The organism is Pseudarthrobacter sp. 10T415, from assembly GCF_056394175.1.
This window is the reverse complement of record NZ_JBFTHJ010000002.1, coordinates 479,910-501,553: the sequence shown is the minus strand read 5'-3', so window position 1 is coordinate 501,553 and position 21,644 is coordinate 479,910. Positions and strand designations below refer to the sequence as shown.

Annotated in this window: 29 protein-coding genes; 25 read left to right on the top strand and 4 right to left on the bottom strand. The window is 63.6% G+C overall.

What is annotated here, in order from left to right:
- The first annotated feature begins 211 nt into the window (after nt 1–211).
- Nucleotides 212–4,141 carry a hypothetical protein gene (locus AC1DBN_RS05160; protein WP_477722681.1) on the top strand — a complete coding sequence of 1,310 codons (3,930 nt, stop codon included), beginning with the start codon at nt 212–214 and terminating at the stop codon, nt 4,139–4,141.
- 29 nt (nt 4,142–4,170) lie between these two features.
- On the top strand, nt 4,171–4,296 hold the full coding sequence (locus tag AC1DBN_RS05155) for a hypothetical protein (protein ID WP_261618682.1): 126 nt from the start codon (nt 4,171–4,173) through the stop codon (nt 4,294–4,296).
- Nucleotides 4,297–4,351: 55 nt separating this feature from the next.
- On the opposite strand, the gene AC1DBN_RS05150 is transcribed toward AC1DBN_RS05155, so the two are convergent.
- Nucleotides 4,352–5,791 carry a GH1 family beta-glucosidase gene (locus tag AC1DBN_RS05150; RefSeq protein ID WP_091721981.1) on the bottom strand — a complete coding sequence of 480 codons (1,440 nt, stop codon included), beginning with the start codon at nt 5,789–5,791 and terminating at the stop codon, nt 4,352–4,354.
- 433 nt (nt 5,792–6,224) lie between these two features.
- On the opposite strand from AC1DBN_RS05150, the gene rpsJ reads away from it, so the two are divergent.
- From rpsJ to map, 23 genes are all read left to right on the top strand, one after another.
- Nucleotides 6,225–6,533, top strand: a complete 309-nt coding sequence (rpsJ, locus tag AC1DBN_RS05145; RefSeq protein WP_003803825.1) for a 30S ribosomal protein S10 — start codon at nt 6,225–6,227, stop codon at nt 6,531–6,533.
- Nucleotides 6,534–6,550: 17 nt separating this feature from the next.
- Nucleotides 6,551–7,201 (top strand): 50S ribosomal protein L3, encoded by a 651-nt coding sequence (gene rplC, locus AC1DBN_RS05140; RefSeq protein WP_015937852.1) that lies wholly within the window; start codon nt 6,551–6,553, stop codon nt 7,199–7,201.
- A 4-nt stretch (nt 7,202–7,205) separates the two neighbouring features.
- Nucleotides 7,206–7,826 carry a 50S ribosomal protein L4 gene (rplD, locus tag AC1DBN_RS05135; RefSeq protein ID WP_056075375.1) on the top strand — a complete coding sequence of 207 codons (621 nt, stop codon included), beginning with the start codon at nt 7,206–7,208 and terminating at the stop codon, nt 7,824–7,826.
- Nucleotides 7,823–8,128 carry a 50S ribosomal protein L23 gene (gene rplW, locus AC1DBN_RS05130; RefSeq protein WP_056075372.1) on the top strand — a complete coding sequence of 102 codons (306 nt, stop codon included), beginning with the start codon at nt 7,823–7,825 and terminating at the stop codon, nt 8,126–8,128. Before rplD ends, rplW begins: the two co-directional genes overlap by 4 nt.
- A gap of 29 nt (nt 8,129–8,157) precedes the next feature.
- Complete coding sequence (rplB, locus tag AC1DBN_RS05125) at nt 8,158–8,997, top strand: 50S ribosomal protein L2 (protein WP_015937850.1); 840 nt, start codon at nt 8,158–8,160, stop codon at nt 8,995–8,997.
- 12 nt (nt 8,998–9,009) lie between these two features.
- Nucleotides 9,010–9,291, top strand: coding sequence for a 30S ribosomal protein S19 (gene rpsS / locus AC1DBN_RS05120; protein ID WP_018773666.1), 282 nt, complete (start codon nt 9,010–9,012; stop codon nt 9,289–9,291).
- A gap of 38 nt (nt 9,292–9,329) precedes the next feature.
- Nucleotides 9,330–9,695 (top strand): 50S ribosomal protein L22, encoded by a 366-nt coding sequence (gene rplV / locus AC1DBN_RS05115; protein ID WP_009358304.1) that lies wholly within the window; start codon nt 9,330–9,332, stop codon nt 9,693–9,695.
- Nucleotides 9,696–10,526, top strand: a complete 831-nt coding sequence (gene rpsC, locus AC1DBN_RS05110) for a 30S ribosomal protein S3 (RefSeq protein ID WP_056075369.1) — start codon at nt 9,696–9,698, stop codon at nt 10,524–10,526.
- On the top strand, nt 10,527–10,943 hold the full coding sequence (rplP, locus tag AC1DBN_RS05105) for a 50S ribosomal protein L16 (protein WP_015937848.1): 417 nt from the start codon (nt 10,527–10,529) through the stop codon (nt 10,941–10,943).
- A 2-nt stretch (nt 10,944–10,945) separates the two neighbouring features.
- Nucleotides 10,946–11,275, top strand: a complete 330-nt coding sequence (gene rpmC, locus AC1DBN_RS05100; protein ID WP_015937847.1) for a 50S ribosomal protein L29 — start codon at nt 10,946–10,948, stop codon at nt 11,273–11,275.
- Nucleotides 11,272–11,577: a 30S ribosomal protein S17 gene (gene rpsQ / locus AC1DBN_RS05095; RefSeq protein WP_015937846.1), complete on the top strand. Its 306-nt coding sequence runs from the start codon at nt 11,272–11,274 to the stop codon at nt 11,575–11,577. The genes rpmC and rpsQ overlap by 4 nt, the downstream gene beginning before the upstream one ends.
- Nucleotides 11,578–12,156: 579 nt before the next feature.
- Nucleotides 12,157–12,525, top strand: coding sequence for a 50S ribosomal protein L14 (gene rplN, locus AC1DBN_RS05090; protein ID WP_003803789.1), 369 nt, complete (start codon nt 12,157–12,159; stop codon nt 12,523–12,525).
- A 3-nt stretch (nt 12,526–12,528) separates the two neighbouring features.
- Nucleotides 12,529–12,891, top strand: coding sequence for a 50S ribosomal protein L24 (rplX, locus tag AC1DBN_RS05085; RefSeq protein WP_015937845.1), 363 nt, complete (start codon nt 12,529–12,531; stop codon nt 12,889–12,891).
- Nucleotides 12,891–13,472 (top strand): 50S ribosomal protein L5, encoded by a 582-nt coding sequence (gene rplE, locus AC1DBN_RS05080; RefSeq protein ID WP_091721978.1) that lies wholly within the window; start codon nt 12,891–12,893, stop codon nt 13,470–13,472. Before rplX ends, rplE begins: the two co-directional genes overlap by 1 nt.
- Before the next feature lie 79 nt (nt 13,473–13,551).
- Nucleotides 13,552–13,950 carry a 30S ribosomal protein S8 gene (gene rpsH, locus AC1DBN_RS05075; RefSeq protein ID WP_015937843.1) on the top strand — a complete coding sequence of 133 codons (399 nt, stop codon included), beginning with the start codon at nt 13,552–13,554 and terminating at the stop codon, nt 13,948–13,950.
- Between the two features lie 18 nt (nt 13,951–13,968).
- Complete coding sequence (gene rplF / locus AC1DBN_RS05070) at nt 13,969–14,505, top strand: 50S ribosomal protein L6 (RefSeq protein WP_056075367.1); 537 nt, start codon at nt 13,969–13,971, stop codon at nt 14,503–14,505.
- Between the two features lie 2 nt (nt 14,506–14,507).
- Nucleotides 14,508–14,891, top strand: coding sequence for a 50S ribosomal protein L18 (gene rplR / locus AC1DBN_RS05065; protein WP_477722680.1), 384 nt, complete (start codon nt 14,508–14,510; stop codon nt 14,889–14,891).
- Entirely contained in the window at nt 14,888–15,604 is a 717-nt protein-coding gene (rpsE, locus tag AC1DBN_RS05060; RefSeq protein ID WP_015937840.1) for a 30S ribosomal protein S5, read from the top strand. Before rplR ends, rpsE begins: the two co-directional genes overlap by 4 nt.
- 2 nt (nt 15,605–15,606) lie before the next feature.
- Nucleotides 15,607–15,813 (top strand): 50S ribosomal protein L30, encoded by a 207-nt coding sequence (rpmD, locus tag AC1DBN_RS05055; RefSeq protein ID WP_091721973.1) that lies wholly within the window; start codon nt 15,607–15,609, stop codon nt 15,811–15,813.
- Nucleotides 15,814–16,299, top strand: coding sequence for a 50S ribosomal protein L15 (rplO, locus tag AC1DBN_RS05050; RefSeq protein WP_015937838.1), 486 nt, complete (start codon nt 15,814–15,816; stop codon nt 16,297–16,299).
- A 230-nt stretch (nt 16,300–16,529) separates the two neighbouring features.
- Nucleotides 16,530–17,840: a preprotein translocase subunit SecY gene (gene secY / locus AC1DBN_RS05045; protein WP_091721970.1), complete on the top strand. Its 1,311-nt coding sequence runs from the start codon at nt 16,530–16,532 to the stop codon at nt 17,838–17,840.
- 5 nt (nt 17,841–17,845) lie between these two features.
- Entirely contained in the window at nt 17,846–18,415 is a 570-nt protein-coding gene (locus AC1DBN_RS05040; protein WP_171908938.1) for an adenylate kinase, read from the top strand.
- Between the two features lie 73 nt (nt 18,416–18,488).
- Nucleotides 18,489–19,316 carry a type I methionyl aminopeptidase gene (gene map, locus AC1DBN_RS05035; RefSeq protein WP_091721967.1) on the top strand — a complete coding sequence of 276 codons (828 nt, stop codon included), beginning with the start codon at nt 18,489–18,491 and terminating at the stop codon, nt 19,314–19,316.
- A gap of 58 nt (nt 19,317–19,374) precedes the next feature.
- Here the strand turns inward: map and AC1DBN_RS05030 are convergent, their stop codons facing one another.
- The 3 genes from AC1DBN_RS05030 to AC1DBN_RS05020 form a co-directional block, all read right to left on the bottom strand.
- Nucleotides 19,375–19,653, bottom strand: coding sequence for a helix-turn-helix domain-containing protein (locus tag AC1DBN_RS05030; RefSeq protein WP_314213997.1), 279 nt, complete (start codon nt 19,651–19,653; stop codon nt 19,375–19,377).
- The gene (locus AC1DBN_RS05025) at nt 19,653–20,144 is read right to left on the bottom strand and encodes a DUF2975 domain-containing protein (RefSeq protein ID WP_314213996.1); all 492 of its coding nucleotides are present in this window, start codon (nt 20,142–20,144) and stop codon (nt 19,653–19,655) included. The genes AC1DBN_RS05030 and AC1DBN_RS05025 overlap by 1 nt, the downstream gene beginning before the upstream one ends.
- Nucleotides 20,145–20,234: 90 nt before the next feature.
- Nucleotides 20,235–21,584, bottom strand: coding sequence for an ABC transporter substrate-binding protein (locus AC1DBN_RS05020; RefSeq protein WP_314213995.1), 1,350 nt, complete (start codon nt 21,582–21,584; stop codon nt 20,235–20,237).
- Nucleotides 21,585–21,644 lie beyond the last annotated feature (60 nt).

Genomic DNA, 21,644 nt, shown 5'->3' with positions numbered 1-21,644 from the left:
AGTGGCTGAGCGCCAGGCGACAGATTCCACAACCGCGCCGCCCGATCGGGTGCAGGCCCCCGCCCCGGCCCAGGCTCCGGCGGCGCGGCCTGTGTTCGCCCCGCCGACGGTCACGGCTCCTGCACCCCAATCGGCTCCTGCACCTCAGCCGGCTTCCGTGATGCCAAGCCGTCCTGCAGCACCTCCGCAGCCAGTGCCCGTGGGGGCCGCTATGACACCACGGCCAAAGCCCACCACCCAGCCTGTCCCATACCGCGGATACGCCGATGGCCCGTCGCGGCCGGCAGAATCAGCCGAAGAGGCGGCAGCGCGCCGGGAACGGCGTGACCGCCAGAACATCAACGTCACGCTGTATGTGGCGAGCCTCCTTCTCGTTGCCGCAGCGGCCCTGTTTGTGGGAACGGCGCTGCCGCCCATGATGAGGTTCGCAGGTGTCTGCTCCGTGGCTGCCCTGTTCTACGGCTCCGGATTCATCCTGCACCACCGCGTCCCGCGCCTGAAGCCTGCCGCGGTGGCCTTTACTGGCACCGGGCTGGCGCTCGTCCCTGTCATCGGCTTGGCCCTTTACAGTTTTGTCTGGCAAAACGGGCCCGCGGCGTGGCTCGCCACGTCGCTCGTTGGAACCCTTGCCTACATTGCGGCCGCCCTCCGGCTCGAAAGCCGCGTGCTGGCGTATCTGTCGCTGACTTTCCTTGTCTCCACCGCGTGGTCGGGTATGGCAGTCCTCGGTGCCGCCCTTGTTTGGTACTTCGTGATGCTCATCGCCGTGGCAGTCCTGTTCACCCTGCTGAGCCTGGTCAGGCCGGGCTGGCTTCCCCCGCTTTTCCTGCGGCCCCTGATAACTGTCCACCCCGTCGTCGTACCTGCTGTTGCCCTGGCTGCAACTTTCCTCCTGCGCACCAGCCTGGCCGAGTACGCACTGATCCTCGGGCTCAGCGGTGCATACTTCGCCACCATGGCCGCAGTACCGGGAGCAAGCTTCAGGCTCCGCAATTTCTATGCATCCCGCGCCGCACTGACGGTTGCGGGGGCGGTGGCTGTCCTGGAGCTCACCGATACCGTGAGAGGCGCACTGCTGGCCGCCTGCGCACTGCTTGCGGTGCAGGCCATCGGCGTTGCCGTGGGTGGCGGCCGTCTGGAGGCCTGGTTCCCTCCCCGCCGGCCTGACGGGGAAAAGGAACCGTTGGCTGCCACCGTGCCCACTCCTTCCCTGAGCGAAGCATTGGCGCCACGTTGGCGTGCCGACGTCATGGTGACCCACGTGGTGCACTGGGCGTTGACGGCAGCGTTTGCGGGCAGCACTGTGCTGCGCAGCATTGCCGGCGCGTGGGTGCCTGATGCAGGAGCAATTCCACTGTGGGTGCCGGTATTGCTGCTGCTCCTGACGAGCTTTGCCCTGGCTGTCAGGCTGCGCCGGGCGGCGGAGTTCCTTCCGTTTGCGGGCATTGCCCTGGCCGGAGTCGTCAGCAGGGTGATGGGGGAGTGGGAGTTCGCCCTCATGGTGCTCCTCACCGGATTCTTCTGGCTGGTCCGTGGGTTCCGTGAAAGCGGCACGCAACGTCAGATCCTCCTCTTCAACACCAGGATCGCAGGCACGGTTGCCGTTCCCGCCGTGACGGCCGCCTTGACGGAGGGCCGCACGCAGGGGCAGGCAGTGTGGTTCAGTGTTGTGGCAGCGGCCGTGGCACAGCAGTTGCTGTCTGCCTGGCTGCAGCGGGGGAGTCGTAGCGAATTTGCGCCACAAGCGACCCTGGTTGGCTTCTCTGTTCTTGGGACGGTGGGAGTCGCTGTTCTCGCCGCCGTGGACTCTTCGCCTGGACAGTCGCTGACGTGGGTCGGGATTCTGCTGCAGCTCGCTGCAGCGGTTGTCATGGGTCTGCTCCTGGTACCGCAGCCGGGCGGGGAGCGCGCCTGGAGTCCACGAGCAGGCGAAGTGGTGCCGCTGGTGCTGGCAAGCGTGATGCTGGAGTTCGCTTTCAGGTGGATTACACCGGATGCAGGGAACATCGCGCTGGCTGTAGTGGTGGCCTACCTCGCCGTCACAGGGGTTCGGCTGCGGTCCCGGCTGCACCGTTGGGGATATTGGTGGCTTAGCCGCATCGCCGCCACATTGTTGGCGCTGACGCTGTTCGACAGGCTGGTGGTCTCCGCGGGCGCGCCATTAGTAGGCGGGGAAGCTGTTGACCCCGCCACGGTGCTGGTTGCCGTGTTGGCCGTCCAGATGGCCGTGGTGCTGGTGTCTTTCCGGCTTGGGCGTTCTCCGCGTGGCGCGGCCGTGGATGCGGGTGTGGTTCTGGCGGTGCAGCTCATCGGGTGCGCCATGCTGTGGCCGCTGTCGGCGGGAAGCTGGCAGCATCTGGTCCTCCCGGGGGTCACTGCGCTGTCCTCGGCTGCTGCCGGGCTGTTGCTGCGCGGCCAACGGGGCTCCGGGTGGTTCGCGCCGGCATCCTTCCTCGTCCTGGTGGGACTGTCCACCGGCAACCTCACCCTGGTCGAGGTGCTGCTGGGCATCTTTGCTGCCTTCGCCGCGGTGATGGTGGCAGCAGCTGGCCGGGCTGTGGAGAAGGGCGGGTACTTTGTTGCCGCGAGGGTACTGACGGCGGCCCTGGCCGTGATCCTCAGTTACGACGTCTCCGCCTCCCCGGACGTTGTGTCGCTGACCTTTGCCGGCGTTCTTGCCGCGCAGCACGCCGTACGGTGGGTGATGCGCTTCCGCCTTCAAGAGGTTCCCTTCCAGCAGGCGGCGGTGTGGATCACCCTCGCGGGCCAAGCCATCCTTCCACTGGCCTACTTCAGCCGTTACGGAGCAGCCGGCAGCGGTGGCGAACGCTGGATCATCCTGGTGGAGTTCGGGCTGGTTCTTGTTTCGGCCGTCGTTGCCAGGACCCTGTTCGCGGCGCGCGGTGCACTCTACTTCGCAGCCTTTGCCGTGCTGGGCGGGGTGCTGGCGCTGAGCCCGCTGGTGACGCCTGCAGTGTCCCCGGTGCTGGGCTACACCGGGGTGGCGCTTCTTCTGCTGGCGCTGGCGCTTGCGGCGGCCGTGGCCGGAGTGTTGTGGTCCCGGCGGATGCCGATCCCCTCCGGAACTGAGCATTGGCTGTGGCTGGCAGCCGCACTGGGATACAGCCTCAGTGCGTTGGTCCTCGCTCCGCAGGCCGATGAGTGGATCGCCGGGTTTGCGGTCCTGGTGCTCGCCGCTGTCCTCTTCTGCGCCTCCCACGTTGAGCGGGCCGGGGTGCTGTACGCGCCGGCGTCGGCGGCTATCCTGGCCGGTACCTTCATGGTGGTCCGGGAGGTGGCAGGGGGAAACCCGGACGCCTGGGCGGCCTATGCGCCGTGGCTCGGTGCCGGCGCAGCGGGAGCCGCCCTCTACGGTGTGCGGGTGGCAAGGTCCGCCGGGCTAGCGGCTGACCCCTTGCGCCGCTGGTCCCTGGCCGGCGCCGCCTTGGCCGGGTTCGCCCTGGCCACATTTGCTGGGATCGCGGCAGACACCACGGCCTGGGTTGCCGCCTCAGCGCTGGCGGGCGCGGCGGGCATCTGCATCGCGGAAGCCCCGGCAGAACTTCGCCGGGTGGTCTCCGAGGCGGGTGCTGTGGTGGTGATAGCCGGAGTTCAACGCGCGGCGATCTTCGAACTGGACGGCCGCCGGAGTTTCGGGGCCGGCTTGCCGGATCCCTTCTGGGCGGCGCAGTGGTACGTGGTGCTTGGGGCCGCCCTGGCGTTCCTTCGCTACCGCTCCGGACAGCCCAAGGCGGGGCGCGGTATCGCTGTGGCGGCGGCCGTCCTGCTTACGCTGACCGGGGCAGGAACCGTGTTTGGCGGCACTGCAGGGCAGCAGCTGTGGCTTTTGGTGCTGCTCGCTGTGCTGCTCGTCGGCGGGCTCCTGGCCGGCGAGAAGATCTTCGTCAGGTGGGGCGCCGCCGGTGTTGCCGCCTGCATTCTTTGGGCGATGCGCGGGTACACGTTCGTACTCCTGGCGCTTATCGCCGTCGGTCTGATTGCTTTTGCCGTCTGGCGGCTGAACCGGAGTGCCGGGCCAGAGGCCGCGAAGGCTGCTCGGCCAGCGCCGCCAGCGCCTCCAGCACCTTCAGATGCGGGGAGGGACGCCGGCAGCGACGCTCCGGCCAGGAAAGTGCCCTGATACTGTTGCAGCATTGAGAGGAGCTCATCATGGGATGGCTTATTTTCCTGATCGTCGCGGCTGCCGTGGTGGCCGGAGTCTTCTGGGCGAAGAAACACTTCCGCCACGAGATCGACCGGGCAAAGCGGATCAACAGGGCCAACAAGAACCAGTAACCGGCCATTGCAGGTGCCCCGCACCGCGGCGTGACTCTGCCAACGCCGCGGCTGCCTACCCTGCGGACTGGACCCTGCGGGCCCGGGAGAGGGCCTGATACCAGTAGAACGACTGCTTGGGCGTACGCTCCTGGTTGCTGAAGTCGACGTGGACCAGGCCGAACCGCTGTGAGTACCCGGCGGCCCACTCGAAATTGTCCATGAGTGTCCAGACGAAGTATCCCCGCAGGTCCACTCCCGAGGCGATTCCGCCGGGGGCCGTCGCTTCCAGCGCGGCTGCCAGGTGCGAGGCCAGGTAGCTGAGGCGCTCACCATCCTGCAGGGTTCCGGATACTGTATCCGGTTCGGGAAAGCTGGCACCGCCTTCCGTGATGTAGACCGGCGGGAGGGCAGCACCGTACCGGTCCCTCATTTCCTGCAGCAGGACACCCAGGTGCCCGGGGGCCACAGGCCAGCCGAAGCCCGTGTTGCTGAACTCCGGGTAACCCACCTCGTGGAAGGGCAGCCGTGCCACGGCCTTGTGCATGTCAGCGGGAATGGCGGTGACGCCCCGCCCCAAGGCCACCTTGACCGGGAAGTAGTAGTTCAGTCCGTAGAAGTCGAGTGGCTGGTGGATGGTCCGCAGGTCGGAATCGGAGATGCGCCCGATCGAACGCAGCCACGGCCGGGCGTACACCGGAAGGTTGGGATAGCGGCCCAGCAGCACCGGGTCTGCATAGATCCTGTTCATCAACAGGTCGTACAGATGCGCCACCACCCGGTCCCCGATCTTGCGGGATGCCGGCCGGATGGGGGCGTGCAGGTTCGTGACGCCGATTCCGCCCCGGACGCCTGCCGCGCGGAGGGCCTGGGTGCCCAGGCCGTGGGCCAGGAGCTGGTGATGAATGGAGGGGAGCGCATCGAACATCAGCGCCCGGCCGGGGGCATGGACGCCCAGGGCGTAGCCGTTGAGCGTCACGGAGACCGGCTCGTTGAGCGTGACCCACTGTGAGACGCGGTCGCCGTACCGTTGTCCGGCAGCAGCGGCGTACTCGCCGAAGCGTTCCGCGGTTTCCCTGTTGAGCCAGCCGCCGCGGTGTTCCAGCGGCAGCGGGGTGTCCCAGTGGTACAGGGTGGCCATGGGGGCGATGCCGGCTTCCAGCAGCTGGTCGATCAGCCGGTCGTAGAAGTCGAGCCCCTCCGGGTTGAGCCTGCCGCGGCCATCGGGTTGGATGCGGGGCCAGGCGAGGGAGAACCGGTAGGAGTCGACGCCGAGCTCCTTGAGGAGCGCGACGTCCTCGGGCAGCCGGTTGTAGTGGTCGCACGCGATGGCGGGGGAGTGGCCGTCAACGATGGCTCCGGGCTTTTGGGCAAAGGCGTCCCACCCTGAGGGGCCGCGGCCGCCGTCGGCCAGTGCGCCCTCGATCTGGAAGGCCGCCGCTGCCACGCCAAGAGTGAACGACGGCGGCATGCGGCTGGCCAGTTCAGTGACGGATTCGGTGCTCTCCAGCGTCATGTCCCCATCATCCATTCGCCGGGCAGCCGGGGCAATGGGTGGGCCTGCAACAGTACGGAAGAGTGGCCGCCAGGCGCTGCGCCCGGGCTAGCGAGGGCGATTGGCTTATGCCGGAGATATCCGGCATACTAGATGAGTTGTTCAAGCGCTTCTTCGTGTCCCGATCCGGATAATGCCGGGTGTCAGGGTCCAAGTGGAAGCCCAAACATAACCCACCCCAATGGAAAATGCGGATTTGTTTGCGTGTAGAGCGCGACACGCCCGACCGCGGGGGTCGGTTGCGCCGGCAAGGTGAGGAACCCGGATTCATCCGGATTCAGTTTGTGCGGCGGATGGTGGTTACGACCTCAATTGCTTCGGCAGCCATACAACAGGTAAGTGAACAGGGCAGCCCTAACCCGGGGAAGCACAGACTGAAAGAGAGTCAGGCGACATGGCGGGACAAAAAATCCGCATCCGGCTGAAGTCATACGACCACGAGGTCATTGACGTTTCAGCACGGAAGATCGTTGAGACGGTCACGCGCGCAGGCGCAACGGTAGTTGGCCCCGTGCCGCTGCCCACGGAGAAGAACGTTTACTGCGTTATCCGCTCTCCGCACAAGTACAAAGACAGCCGCGAGCACTTTGAAATGCGCACGCACAAGCGTCTTATCGACATCATCGATCCCACGCCCAAGGCTGTCGACTCGCTCATGCGCCTCGACCTGCCGGCCGACGTGAACATCGAAATCAAGCTGTAGGGAGGTGCTGAGAAACTATGACCGCAACCCGTAACGTAAAGGGCCTGCTGGGCACGAAGCTCGGCATGACCCAGGTCTGGGACGAGAACAACAAGCTCATCCCCGTCACTGTGGTCCAGGCAGACTCGAACGTCATCACCCAGCTGCGCAACGCAGAGGTAGATGGCTACGTCGCCGTTCAGATCGGCTACGGCCAGATCGATCCCCGCAAGGTCACCAAGCCGCTGGCTGGTCACTTTGAAAAGGCAGGCGTCACGCCTCGCCGCCACGTCGTCGAACTCCGTACCGCAGATGCTGCCGAGTACGAGCTGGGCCAGGAGCTGTCCGTTGAGCTCTTCGCTGCCGGCCAGAAGATCGACGTCATCGGCACCACCAAGGGTAAGGGCTTCGCCGGTGTTATGAAGCGTCACGGCTTCCACGGCGTTGGAGCTTCCCACGGTGCCCACAAGAACCACCGTAAGCCCGGTTCAATCGGTGGCGCATCCACCCCGAGCCGCGTCTTCAAGGGCATGAAAATGGCCGGCCGCATGGGCGCCGTGCGTCACACCACGCTGAACCTCACGGTCCACGCGGTTGACGCCGAGAAGTCGCTGCTCCTGATCAAGGGTGCCGTCCCCGGCGCCCGCGGCCAGGTCGTCTTCGTACGTACCGCCGTGAAGGGAGCCTAGTTCAATGGCTAACACTGTCCAGGTTGACCTGCCTGCCGAGATCTTCGACGTACAGACCAACGTGCCGCTGCTGCACCAGGTTGTCGTTGCCCAGCTCGCTGCTGCTCGCCAGGGTACCCACAAGACCAAGACCCGCGCTGAAGTTTCCGGTGCAGGACGCAAGCCGTTCAAGCAGAAGGGCACCGGCCGCGCCCGTCAGGGTTCAATCCGTGCTCCGCACATGACCGGCGGTGGCGTTGTCCACGGTCCCACCCCGCGTGACTACAGCCAGCGGACCCCCAAGAAGATGATTGCTGCTGCACTGCGCGGCGCACTGTCTGACCGGGCCCGCAACGGTCGCATCCACGTTGTCGCTGACCTGGTTGAAGGCACCAAGCCCTCCGCCAAGACCGCACTGGCAACGCTGCGCGGCGTTTCCGACCGCAAGAACCTGCTGGTCGTCATCGAGCGCGCCAACGATGTTGCTGCACTGTCCGTGCGCAACCTCACCGGTGTCCACGTTCTGTACGCAGACCAGCTGAACACCTACGACGTTCTCGTCTCTGATGACGTTGTCTTCACCAAGGCTGCTTACGAAGCATTCGTTGCCGCTAAGGCAGCTAAGAACGAGGAGGATGCCAAGTGAGTGCAGCCACCATCAAGGATCCCCGCGACGTCGTGCTTGCACCCGTCGTGTCGGAAAAGAGCTATGGCCTGATCGACGAGGGCAAGTACACCTTCCTGGTGGACCCCCGCTCGAACAAGGCTGAGATCAAGCTGGCCGTGGAGAAGATTTTCTCCGTCAAGGTCGAATCGATCAACACCATCAACCGTGCCGGTAAGCGCAAGCGCACCAAATTCGGATGGGGTACCCGCAAGAGCACCAAGCGTGCAATTGTGAGCCTCAAAGAAGGCACCATCGACATCTTCGGCGGTCCGCTCGCGTAGCGGAGACCACTTTAACGAGGAAATAAATTATGGGAATCCGTAAATACAAGCCGACTACCCCGGGCCGTCGTGGCTCGAGCGTAGCGGACTTCACCGAAATCACGCGGTCGACGCCGGAAAAGTCGTTGGTACGTCCGCTGCCCAAAAAGGGCGGCCGTAACAACACCGGTAAGATCACCACCCGTCACAAGGGTGGCGGACACAAGCGCCAGTACCGTCTGATCGACTTCCGTCGCCACGACAAGGACGGCGTTGACGCCCGCGTTGCTGAAATTGAGTACGATCCGAACCGTACGGCTCGCATCGCCCTCCTGCACTACGTTGATGGCACCAAGCGTTACATCATCGCCCCGAACAAGCTGTCCCAGGGCGACTTCGTAGAGGCCGGCCCCAACGCTGACATCAAGCCGGGCAACAACCTGCCCCTGCGCAACATCCCCGTGGGTACCGTTGTGCACGCAGTGGAGCTGCGTCCGGGCGGCGGTGCCAAGATGGGCCGCTCCGCCGGTGCATCCATCCAGCTCGTTGCCAGGGAAGGCCGTTTCGCCCAGCTGCGACTGCCCTCCGGCGAAATCCGCAACGTTGACGTGCGCTGCCGCGCAACCGTCGGCGAGGTCGGCAACGCCGAGCAGTCGAACATCAACTGGGGCAAGGCCGGCCGCATGCGCTGGAAGGGCGTCCGCCCGACCGTCCGTGGTGTAGCCATGAACCCGGTTGACCACCCGCACGGTGGTGGCGAGGGTAAGACGTCCGGTGGACGTAACCCCGTCAACCCGAACGGTCAGCGTGAAGGCCGCACGCGCCGCCCCAACAAAGAGAGCGACAAGCTTATTGTTCGTCGCCGTCGTACTGGCAAGAACAAGCGATAGGAGCCTGGACACATGCCACGCAGCCTGAAAAAAGGTCCTTTCGTTGACCAGCACCTCTTTGTGAAGGTAGCCAGGGAAAACGAAAAGGGCACCAAGAACGTCATCAAGACCTGGTCCCGCCGTTCGATGATCGTCCCCGACATGCTCGGACACACGATCGCCGTACACGACGGACGCAAGCACATTCCGGTGTTTGTCACCGAGTCGATGGTCGGGCACAAGCTCGGCGAATTCGCTCCCACGCGGACATTCCGCGGCCATGTCAAGGACGACCGTAAGGGCAAGCGCCGCTAGGCGCCTGCACTTACGTCAAAGACGAGAGAAGGAAAGCAATGGAAGCCAAGGCAATTGCGCGCCACATCCGCGTAACGCCTATGAAGGCCCGGCGCGTCGTCAACCTTGTTCGTGGTTTGCAAGCGAATGAGGCTCTGGCAATTCTGAAGTTTGCCCCCCAGGCAGCTTCGGAGCCGGTATTCAAGGTAGTTCAGTCGGCAATCTCCAACGCCCGGGTCCTCGCAGACCGCGACGGCGTTGCGTTTGACGAAGGCGACCTCATCATCAGCGAAGCGTTTGTTGATGAAGGCCCGACCATGAAGCGGTTCCAGCCGCGTGCCCAGGGTCGTGCATTTCAGATCAAGAAGCGCACCAGCCACATCACCGTGGTAGTCGCTACCCCGGAGAAAGAGGAGGCTCGCTAAGTGGGACAGAAAGTAAACCCGCACGGGTTCCGACTCGGCATCACCACCGATCACGTATCGCACTGGTTCGCTGACAGCACCAAGGCCGGACAGCGGTACAAGGACTTCGTTCGCGAAGACATCCGCATCCGCCAGCTCATGTCCACGGGCATGGAGCGCGCCGGCATCGCCAAGGTCGAAATCGAGCGCACCCGTGACCGTGTCCGCGTGGACATCCACACGGCCCGCCCGGGTATCGTCATCGGCCGCCGTGGAGCAGAAGCAGACCGCATCCGCGGCGAGCTCGAAAAGCTCACCGGCAAGCAGGTCCAGCTGAACATCCTCGAGGTCAAGAACCCCGAGATGGAAGCACAGCTGGTTGCCCAGGGTGTTGCAGAGCAGCTGACCTCACGTGTGGCTTTCCGCCGCGCGATGAAGAAGGCCATGCAGTCCGCACAGCGTGCCGGTGCCAAGGGTATCCGTATCGCTTGCTCGGGCCGCCTGGGTGGCGCTGAAATGTCCCGCTCGGAGTTCTACCGCGAAGGCCGTGTGCCCCTGCACACCCTCCGCGCGAACATCGACTACGGCTTCTACGAAGCCAAGACCACCTTCGGCCGCATCGGCGTGAAGGTCTGGATCTACAAGGGCGACGTCACCGCCAAGGAACTGGCCGCACAGGCTGCTTCGGCACCGTCCCGCGGACCCCGCTCCGACCGTGGCGGACGTCCGGGTGGCGCTGACCGTGGTGACCGCCGTCGTCGCAACGACCGCCCGGCCGCTGACGCAGCTCCTGCTGCAGAGGCTCCGGCAGTTGAGGCTGCACCTGCAGCAGCAGAAGGAGGACAGGCTTAAATGCTTATCCCACGTCGAGTCAAGCACCGTAAGCAGCACCACCCGGGTCGTTCCGGCGCTGCTACGGGCGGCACCGAGGTCTCGTTCGGCGAGTGGGGTATCCAGGCTCTGAGCCCGGCATACGTCACCAACCGTCAGATCGAATCTGCCCGTATTGCGATGACCCGCCACATCAAGCGTGGCGGTAAGGTCTGGATCAACATTTACCCGGACCGTCCCCTGACCAAGAAGCCTGCCGAAACCCGCATGGGTTCCGGTAAGGGTTCACCGGAATGGTGGGTCGCCAACGTCAAGCCGGGACGGGTTCTTTTCGAACTCTCCGGTGTCAATGAAGAGGTAGCTCGCGAGGCCCTGCGCCTGGCAATCCACAAGCTGCCGTTGAAGGCACGCATTGTGCGTCGCGAAGGTGGTGAGTAGAAATGGCAGTAGGATCCAAGGATCTGGCTCCCGCGCAGCTGGACGGTTTCGACAACGAGCGTCTCGTTGAAGAACTCCGTAAGGCTAAGGAAGAGCTGTTCAACCTGCGTTTCCAGTCCGCCACCGGTCAGCTGGAGAACCACGGTCGCCTGCGTGCAGTAAAGAAGGACATTGCACGCATCTACACCGTTCTCCGCGAACGCGAGCTGGGCATTCGTGCCGAGGTTGCCGCACCGGTTGTGGAAGCCAAGGAAGAAAAGAAGTCCAAGAAGGCTGCAACCAAGAAGGCCGAGAAGGCTGAAACGGCTGAGTCCGAGGAGGACGCCAAGTGAGTGAAAAGGACCAGAACGTGACCGAATCTGCTACTGCAGCCACGGCTGAGCAGCGCGGTTACCGCAAGACCCGTCGCGGCTACGTGGTCTCCGACAAGATGGAAAAGACCATCGTCGTCGAGGTTGAAGACCGCGTGAAGCACGCACTGTACGGCAAGGTCATCCGCCGCACCTCCAAGGTCAAGGCACACGACGAAGAGAACACCGCCGGCATCGGCGACCTCGTAGTCATCGCCGAGACCCGTCCGCTGTCCGCCACCAAGAACTGGCGGCTCGTGGAAATCCTCGAAAAGGCCAAGTAGCACCTGCTGCTGGCTGGAAGCCCCTGCTCCCTTTCCGGGAGTGGGGGCTTCCTCGTTTAACCCTCGCGCCCCACGCCCGCTCACATTTGGTGGCTTCCCATGAGACGCCCGCTCACTCGCTTCAGGGGAGTGAGCGCGCGTTGGTCCCATAGCCGCCACGAGTGAGCGCGCGTTGAGGTGGGGGATCACGACGGCGGTGGGCCGGCCGCGCGGGGGAGCGGCACCCTGGGTGGGGCGAACGGCTGCCCTGCGCGACGTCGTCGTACGTCCTGCCCTGCTTGCGGGGCGGTGCACCCTGGTGATATGGGAACTGGCGAAAAGCATGCTAGGATATTGAGTTTGTATGGCGCCTTCTGCGCGCCGTCATCAACCTCGTAAACAAGCGTGCCACAGCACAGTGCCCCTGTGCGCCCGGGATCTGTCCCGGACCGGATGGGAGCAACTGCTTCTGGCACAGGCGTTTAGGCCTGGTCTGGCAAAATCCAGGCGGGTCAAGAGACACCCCGATCAACCGTTCCGCAAGGCTCATTCCGTAGCAAGACCACGGCCTGAGAACCGGCGCGACGCAAGGAGTAAATAGTGATTCAGCAGGAGTCGCGACTCAAGGTCGCCGACAACACGGGTGCTAAGGAAATCCTTACCATTCGCGTTCTCGGTGGATCTGGCCGTCGCTACGCAGGCATCGGTGACGTCATCGTCGCCACCGTCAAGGATGCAATCCCGGGCGGCAACGTAAAGAAGGGCGATGTTGTCAAGGCAGTCATCGTCCGTACCAAGAAGGAACGCCGCCGTGCGGATGGTTCCTACATCAAGTTTGACGAGAACGCAGCTGTGATCCTGAAGAACGACGGTGACCCCCGCGGTACCCGTATCTTCGGACCGGTTGGTCGTGAACTCCGTGACAAGAAGTTCATGAAGATCGTTTCTCTGGCTCCGGAGGTGCTCTAGTCCATGGCTGCAAAGATCAAGAAGGGTGACCTGGTTCAGGTCATCACTGGCGCCAAGGCTGAGCGCGGCGGCGACCGCGGCAAGCAGGGCAAGGTTCTGCGCGTCTTCACCGACACCAACCGCGTGCTGGTTGAGGGTATCAACCGCGTCACCAAGCACACCCGTGTTGGACAGTCGCAGCGCGGCACCAAGACCGGCGGCATCGAGGTTGTAGAGGCCCCGATCCACATTTCCAACGTGGCCCTGGTTGACCCGTCGACCAAGAAGCCGACCCGTGTGGGCTTCCGCCTCGACACTGTGGAGAAGAACGGTGTCAAGAAGACCGTCCGTATCCGCGTGTCCAAGAGCTCCGGGAAGGACATCTAATGACTGAGACTCTCGAGACTCCGGCAACGAAGATCGTTCCTCGTCTGAAGACCAAGTACGCCGAATCCATCAAGGCAACGCTCCAGGATGAATTCAAGTACGAGAACGTGAACCAGGTACCCCGCCTGGTGAAGGTTGTTGTGAACATGGGTGTTGGAGATGCCGCCAAGGACTCCAAGCTGATCGACGGCGCTGTCCGCGACCTCACCCAGATCACCGGCCAGAAGCCGCAGGTTACCAAGGCCCGCAAGTCGATCGCCCAGTTCAAGCTGCGCGAAGGCATGCCCATCGGTGCACACGTAACCCTGCGTGGCGACCGTATGTGGGAATTCGTGGACCGCCTCGTTTCGCTGGCTCTGCCCCGTATCCGCGACTTCCGCGGCCTCAGTGGCAAGCAGTTCGACGGCAACGGCAACTACACCTTCGGTCTGACCGAGCAGGTTATGTTCCACGAAATCGACCAGGACAAGATCGACCGCGTTCGCGGTATGGATATCACGGTCGTTACCACCGCCAAGACCGATGACGAAGGCCGCGCGCTGCTCAAGGCGCTTGGTTTCCCGTTCAAAACCGAAGCTTAATTATCTACGTAAAAGGTCCGGCCGCACAGCTTCCTGAAGCTTGCGGCGGAAACCGTTACGAGGAAGGGCAAGAGCCCAAATGACAATGACAGATCCTGTCGCAGACATGCTTACGCGCCTGCGTAACGCAAACTCGGCATACCACGACTCCGTGTCTATGCCTTACAGCAAGCTGAAGGCACGCGTTGCTGACATCCTCAAGGCCGAAGGTTTCATCGCCGGCTGGAAGGAAGAAGACGCAGAGGTTGGCAAGAAGCTGACTCTCGACCTGAAGTTCGGTCCGAACCGCGAGCGTTCCATCGCTGGCGTCCGTCGTATCTCCAAGCCGGGTCTCCGCGTTTACGCGAAGTCCACCAACCTGCCGCACGTGCTGGGTGGCCTGGGTATCGCAATCCTGTCCACCTCTTCCGGGCTCCTGACTGATAAGCAGGCCGGCAAGAAGGGCGTGGGCGGCGAAGTCCTCGCCTACGTCTGGTAACGGGAAAGGAAGAGAATAATGTCACGTATTGGACGTCTCCCCATCACCGTTCCTGCCGGCGTTGAGGTCAAGGTTGACGGCTCTGTCGTCAGCGTTAAGGGTTCCAAGGGCGAGCTGAGCCACACTGTGGCCAGCCCGATCGAGGTTGCACTTGACGACACCACCCTGACCGTCAGCCGCCCGAACGACGAGCGCGCCTCCCGTTCACTCCACGGCCTGACCCGCACCCTGATCGCCAACATGATCCAGGGTGTCACCGCAGGCTACGAGAAGAAGCTCGAAATCGTTGGCACCGGTTACCGCGTGCAGGCCAAGGGCTCTGACCTTGAGTTTGCCCTCGGCTACAGCCACCCGGTCAACGTTTCGGCTCCGGATGGCATCACCTTTGCAGTAGAGGGTCCGACCAAGCTCTCTGTCTCAGGCATCAATAAGCAGCAGGTCGGCGAGGTTGCTGCCAACATTCGCAAGCTGCGGAAGCCTGACCCGTACAAGGGCAAGGGCATCCGTTACGCCGGCGAAGTCATCCGCCGCAAGGTCGGAAAGGCTGGTAAGTAACCATGGCCATCGCCATTAACAAGAAGCGTACGAACAAGAGCAAGGCTGCTGGTCGCAGCCGCCGCCAGCTTCGTATCCGCAAGCGCATTTCCGGTACGGCTGTCCGCCCCCGCTTGGTGGTCAACCGCTCCGCACGCCACGTATTTGTCCAGGTTGTCGATGACACCATTGGCCGGACCTTAGCAAGCGCGTCCACCCTGGAAGCCGACCTCCGTGCATTCGACGGTGACAAGACTGCCAAGGCCAAGCGCGTCGGCGAGCTCGTTGCCGAACGTGCCAAGGCTGCCGGCGTCGAGGCTGTTGTGTTCGACCGTGGTGGTAACAAGTACCACGGCCGCATTGCAGCCGTCGCTGACGGTGCCCGCGAAGGTGGGCTGTCACTGTGACCGAAGCAAACAACGAAAAGGACACTGTGTCTGCAGATCAGAAGGCACCCGAGGCCGCAGCTGCTGAGACCACTGCCCCCGCCACCGACGATCGCCGTGGTGGCGCCCGTCGCGGTGAGCGTGGCGACCGTGGCCAGGGCCGTGGCGACCGCGGTGGCCGTGGCGGCCGCGATGGCGGCCGTGACGCCGAAAAGAACCAGTTCGTAGAGCGCGTTGTCACCATCAACCGCGTTTCCAAGGTCGTCAAGGGTGGTCGTCGCTTCAGCTTCACCGCACTCGTCGTCGTTGGTGACGGTAACGGCATGGTTGGCGTCGGCTACGGCAAGGCCAAGGAAGTTCCCGCAGCTATCGCCAAGGGCGTTGAAGAAGCCAAGAAGTCCTTCTTCCGCGTTCCGCGCGTTGGCAACACCATCCCGCACCGCGTGCAGGGTGAAGCTGCTGCGGGCGTCGTTATGCTGCGTCCGGCTTCCGCCGGTACCGGTGTTATCGCCGGTGGCCCGGTCCGTGCAGTACTGGAGTGCGTGGGCATCCACGACATCCTCTCCAAGTCGCTCGGTTCCTCCAACGCCATCAACATCGTTCACGCGACCGTTGATGCCCTGAAGCGCCTCGAGGAGCCGGCAGCTGTGGCAGCACGCCGCGGCCTGCCGCTGGACGAAGTTGCTCCTGCGGCACTGGTGAAGGCTCTCCTGGCTCCGAAGGCAGGTGTGTAGTCATGGCTAAGAACCTGGTTCCCTCCGACGCAAAGTTGGAAATTACCCAGATCAAGGGCGTCATTGGCGTCAAGCAGAACCAGCGCGAGACCCTGCGGTCCCTCGGCCTGAAGCGCATCGGACACAGCGTTGTCCGTACCGCCGACGCCGTGACCGTGGGCATGCTCAACACGGTTCCGCACCTCGTGAACGTTGAGGAGGCGAAGTAAATGGCAGAGAAGACTGCTGAACAGGGTCAGGCTGCTGAAAAGCAGAACGCCCTGAAGGTTCACCACCTGCGTCCCGCCCAGGGTGCCAAGACCGCCAAGACCCGTGTGGGTCGTGGCGAGGCATCCAAGGGTAAGACCGCCGGTCGCGGTACCAAGGGTACGAAGGCCCGCTACCAGGTAAAGGCTGGCTTTGCCGGCGGCCAGCTGCCGCTGCACATGCGCCTGCCCAAGCTGCGCGGCTTCAAGAACCCGTTCCGCGTTGAGTTCCAGGTTGTAAACCTGGACAAGCTCAACGAGCTGTTCCCCGAAGGTGGCGCAGTCACGGTGGAGAACCTGGTCGAAAAGGGCGCCGTTCGCAAGAACCAGCCCGTCAAGGTGCTGGGCACCGGCGACATCACCGTCAAGGTTGACGTCACCGTCCACGCATTCTCGGCCAGCGCCGCGGAAAAGATTGCTGCTGCAGGCGGAAGCACCACCGCCCTCTAGGGACGGTGGGGCGCGAGCCCGTAGTTGAACTCCCGGTGACCGGGGCCCCAGGCCCTGGTCGCCGGGAGTTTTTTCATCGGCAGAATCGTTCCATTAGGCGCATTTGCGGTGCCATCCGGCGCAGTTGCGCTGCCCCGGATTGTTCGCATGGCGCATACAACCGTTAGACTCGGTTGTTGGGATTCATAGATCCCCATCACACCACTCTTCTTCACACCACAGGAGGACGCTTGCTTAGCGCATTTGGCCGGGCCTTTCGCACGCCTGATCTGCGACGCAAGTTGTTGTTCACGCTGGGAATCATCACCATCTTCCGCTTGGGTGCCTTCATTCCCTCGCCTGGTGTGAACTACCAGAATGTCCAGCAATGCTTGCAGAACGGACAGACAGCAGGCGGGCTGTACCAGCTCGTGAACCTGTTCAGCGGCGGTGCTCTGCTGCAGGTGTCCATCTTCGCCCTCGGCATCATGCCGTACATTACGGCCAGCATTATCGTGCAGCTGCTCCGGGTGGTCATTCCCCGGTTCCAGGAGCTGTACGAAGAGGGCGCGTCGGGCCAGTCCAAGCTGACCCAGTACACCCGCTACCTCACCATCGCCCTGGGCCTGCTCAACGCCACCACCCTGGTGTCCCTGGCCCGTTCCGGCCAGCTCCTGCCCGGGTGTGCCCTGCCGATCATCCCGGATGAAAGCATCATCACCACCATCCTGATCATCATCACGCTCACGGCCGGCACCGGCCTGATCATGTGGATGGGCGAGCTCGTCACGGAGAAGGGCGTCGGCAACGGCATGTCCCTGCTGATCTTCACGTCGATCGCTGCACAGTTCCCCACCTCCCTGGGCGCCATCTGGACCTCACAGGGCCCCGGAACGTTCTTCATCGTGCTGCTGATCGGACTGCTGACCGTGGCCCTGGTGGTCTTCGTTGAACAGTCCCAGCGCCGTATCCCCGTGCAGTACGCCAAGCGGATGATCGGACGCCGGACCGTTGGCGGAACCAGCACCTACATCCCCATCAAGGTGAACATGGCCGGCGTTATCCCGGTGATCTTCGCTTCCTCCATGCTTTACCTGCCCGGCCTGATCTCTCAGTTCAACCAGCCGAAGCAGGGCGAGCAGCTCCAGCCATGGGTTGAATGGATCAACAACAACCTGACCCGCGGCGACCACCCGATCTACATGGCGCTCTACTTCGCCTTGATCGTGTTCTTTACCTACTTCTACGTAGCCATCACCTTCAACCCTGAAGAAGTGTCGGACAACATGAAGAAGTACGGCGGCTTCATTCCCGGTATCCGCGCCGGTAAACCGACCGCGGACTACCTGCAGTACGTGCTCTCACGGATCACGCTGCCCGGTGCCCTCTACCTGGGCTTCGTGGCACTGATCCCGCTGGTGGCACTGGTACTGATCAACGCGAACCAGAACTTCCCGTTCGGTGGCACCTCGATCCTGATCATGGTGGGCGTTGGGTTGGAGACCGTTAAGCAGATTGATGCGCAGCTACAACAACGTCACTACGAAGGGCTTTTGCGATGACGAGAATGCTGATTATTGGACCTCCCGGTTCCGGAAAAGGAACGCAGGCTGAGCGGATTTCGGAGCGCCTCGGCGTTGTGGCAATCTCCACCGGCGATATCTTCCGTGCCAATGTAAAAGGCGAAACGCCGCTTGGCATCGAGGCCAAGAAGTACATGGACAACGGGGACTTCGTTCCGGACAGCGTGACCAACAAGATGGTCCGCGACCGCCTCAGTGAGTCGGACGTAGAATCCGGCTTCCTGCTGGATGGCTACCCCCGCACCACCGCCCAGGTGGACTACCTTGACGAGATCCTCGCCAAGAACGAGGAGAAGCTCGACGTCGTCCTGCAGCTCACCGCGGACGATGAGGAACTGGTGCACCGCCTCCTGGGCCGGGCCAAGGAAACGGGCCGGAGCGACGACAACGAAGCCGTCATCCGCCACCGCCTTGACCTCTACCACGAGCAGACCGAAGCCGTGGTGGCGAAGTACGCCGAGCGCGGCATCCTCACCCAGGTGGACGGCATCGGCCCCATCGACGAAGTGACCGACCGCGTCATGCAGGCCATCAAGGCCGCACAGGCGGCCTGATTCCAGGCCACTGGTTATTTGAGGCTCCTCCCGGCACCCCGGGAGGGGCCTCAGCCATTTGAAAGGACACACCATGGCCTTCGGCCAGCCCCGCATCGAATTCAAGAACAACGCCCAGATGCGCACCATGCACGAGGCAGGCCTCGTCCTGAGCCGGGCCCTGGACGCCGCCGTGGCCGCGGCCGCCCCCGGCGTGACCACCAAGCACCTGGATGACGTCTTCGCCGCGGTCCTCAGCGACGCGGGCGCGAAGTCCAACTTCCTCGGCTACCACGGCTTTCCGGCCACCATCTGCACGTCCGTGAACGACGAAGTGGTGCACGGCATCCCCGGCGGCAGGGTCCTGCAGGACGGCGACATCATCTCCATCGACGGCGGCGCAATCGTTAACGGGTGGCACTCGGATTCGGCGCGGACCGTTATCGTTGGCACCGCAGACCCGGAGGACCAACGGCTCTCCGACGTCACGCAGGCAGCGATGTGGCGCGGGATCGCAGCGCTGGCCACCGGCACCCACGTGGGGGACATCGGCGCCGCCATCGACGACTACGTTTCGTCCGTGCCCGGGAAGCCGCTGGGCATCCTTGAGGACTACGTGGGGCACGGCATCGGCTCCGAGATGCACATGGCGCCTGACGTGCTGAACTATCGCACCAACCATCGCGGGCCCAAGATCAAGCCGGGCCTGTGCCTTGCCATCGAGCCCATGCTGGTCCGCGGCGGCATCGAGACCGCCGTGCTCGAGGATGACTGGACCGTGGTGACCACGGACGGCAAGCGCTCCTGCCAGTGGGAGCACTCGGTGGCCGTCCACGAGAAGGGCATTTGGGTACTTTCAGCGCCCGACGGCGGTGCGGAGCACCTCGTGCCGCTCGGCGTCACCCCGGTGCCGATTCCATAGCTGTATGTGAGTAGCAGCAGATGTCGTTTTGGAAGCTCAGAACGACATCTGCTGCTACTCAGTTGGGGGAGTGGGGTACCGCCGCATGTGCCCCGGCGGTGCCATCGTTGGCGTCAACGCCGGCGGGTTCATCCCCGGGCACCCAGCGCAGCAGGTCGCCCGGCTGGCAGTCCAGGACCTCGCAGAGCGCTTCCAGGGTGGTGAACCGGACTGCCTTTGCCCGGCCGTTCTTGAGCACGGCCAGATTTGCTGGCGTGATGCCCACACGTTCGGCCAGGGCCCCTACTGACATCTTCCGTTTGGCCAGGACAACGTCGATGTCCACGATGATGGGCATCAAATGACCTCGTCGAGCTCGGTGCGCAGGTACGTGGCCTCGGCGTCCCGTGCCACTGCCTGGGCCAGCAGCTTCCGCAGCACCAGCACGATGAGTGCCACGCCGGCCACCATCAGGGCCGCACCGCAGACCAGAAGGACGACGCCGGGCGCAACGTCCCCGGGTGCCAGCAGGACTGCCAGCCCGAACACCAGTGCGGAGGCGGCGGAGATGGCACCGAAGATCACGTCGACGTAGCGGAACGCCCCCTGCGAAAAAACCGTCCCGCGGCGCACCATGGTCAGCAGCCGCCAGACACACACCGCGGTGACCTGCACGCAGGCAATGCCCAGCACAACAATCACCAGGAAGGCCACCCGCGCGGCGTCAGGGGCTCCGGCCTCCTGCAGATCGGTGGACAACAGCGGGACCATCCGCATCTGAACGAATAGTGAACCTGCCAGGACCATCGCGATGACCACGCGCAGGGCAAGGACCGTCATTTTTCCCATTACCACTCCCATATCGAATAACAATGGAAGCCTATCGATAGTCGATAGGTTAAGCCATGGCCCCTGCCCTGCGCCCGCAAAGGTTGTGCGCTAGGACTTCAGCTTCGGCTTCACGTCCTTGTCGTAGATGCCCTGCAGCGTGGTCTTCAGGTCCGCCATGGTGGACTTGACGTCGCCCTGCTGGGTGAGGATCTTCGCCGCGGACTTCGCCATTTCCTGGTCGGCGCCCGGGAGGAACACCCGGGCGTTGTCCTGGACCTTGGTCGCCGCGAGCTGGTCCATGGCGGTCTTGATCTGCGGAGTCTTGGCCAGCACTGCTGCCATGTCAGCCGACTTGCGGGTGGGCATGTAGCCGGTGGCGGCGGAGAACTCCGCAGTGCTCTCCGGCTGGGTGACGAAGTCCAGGAACATGCCCGCAGCGAGTTGTTCCTCCTTGGTGATGCCGCTGGGAATGCCCAGGCCGGCGCCGCCCGTGGGGCAAACGTTGGTTTCTGCCTTTGGGCCGCCGGGCAGGAAGCCGACGCCCACATTGAACTTTGCCGACTTTAGGATTCCCAGCAGCGAGCCGGTGGAGGAAATGGTGGTCGAGGTCAGTCCAGCAGAGAAGTCGTCAGCTGCTTCCTTGGAGGAGACGCCTGCCCACTTGTCCTTGTAGATCGAGTCCTGGGCCCACTGCAGTGCGGCCACGGAATCGCTGGAGTCGCAGGTGATGTCCCAGTCCTTGGACCAGCCACCGCCCCAGCCCCAGAGCATGTTCTGCAGCGTCCAACCCGCATACCCGGCCAGCGCAGGGTAGATGTAGGCGTACTGGGCGCCGGAGCTTGCCTTCAGCTTGGGGGCCCACTCAGCGAATTCCTGCCACGTCTTGGGCGCCCGGTCCGGCAGCCCGGCCGCGGCGAAATGGTCCTTGTTGTAGTAGAATAGCGGGGTGGAACGGCCGTAGGGGAGGGCCCACTGCTTGCCGTCGTACTTGTAGTCGTTGACCAGCGACTGCTGGAAGTCGTCCATCTTCATGTCCAGCTGCTTGGTGAGGCTGTCCACTGGAATGATGCTGCCGTTGGTGTAGTACCGGAACCACCACACGTCGGAAAGGACCACAACGCCGGGGAGGCCGGACTTGGCGGCCTGCGCGGTCTGGAACTTCTGCGCGATTTCCTCGTAGTTGGCCCCGGCAGTGACCAGGTTGACGGTGATGCCTGGGTTCTTGGCCTGGAACTTCTGGATCAGGCTCTTCTCAACCTCCTGTGACTGGCCTGGGTGGCTGGACCAGAAGTCAATCTTGGCCGCCGGCTTCACGCCGCTGAAGTCGATGTCGGCTGCCTGGGATGTGGATTGGCCACCGCCTGTTGTCGAGGGTCCGCCGCATGCGGCCAAAGCAGCGGCAGAGGCGGTGACCCCTGCCAGGCCCAGGAAGTGCCTCCGGTCCAGATGAAGTGTCATAACGGTTCCTTTCGGTTGTTGCCTGCGGAAGGGTTGGAGTACTCAAGGTTGGGAAGTACG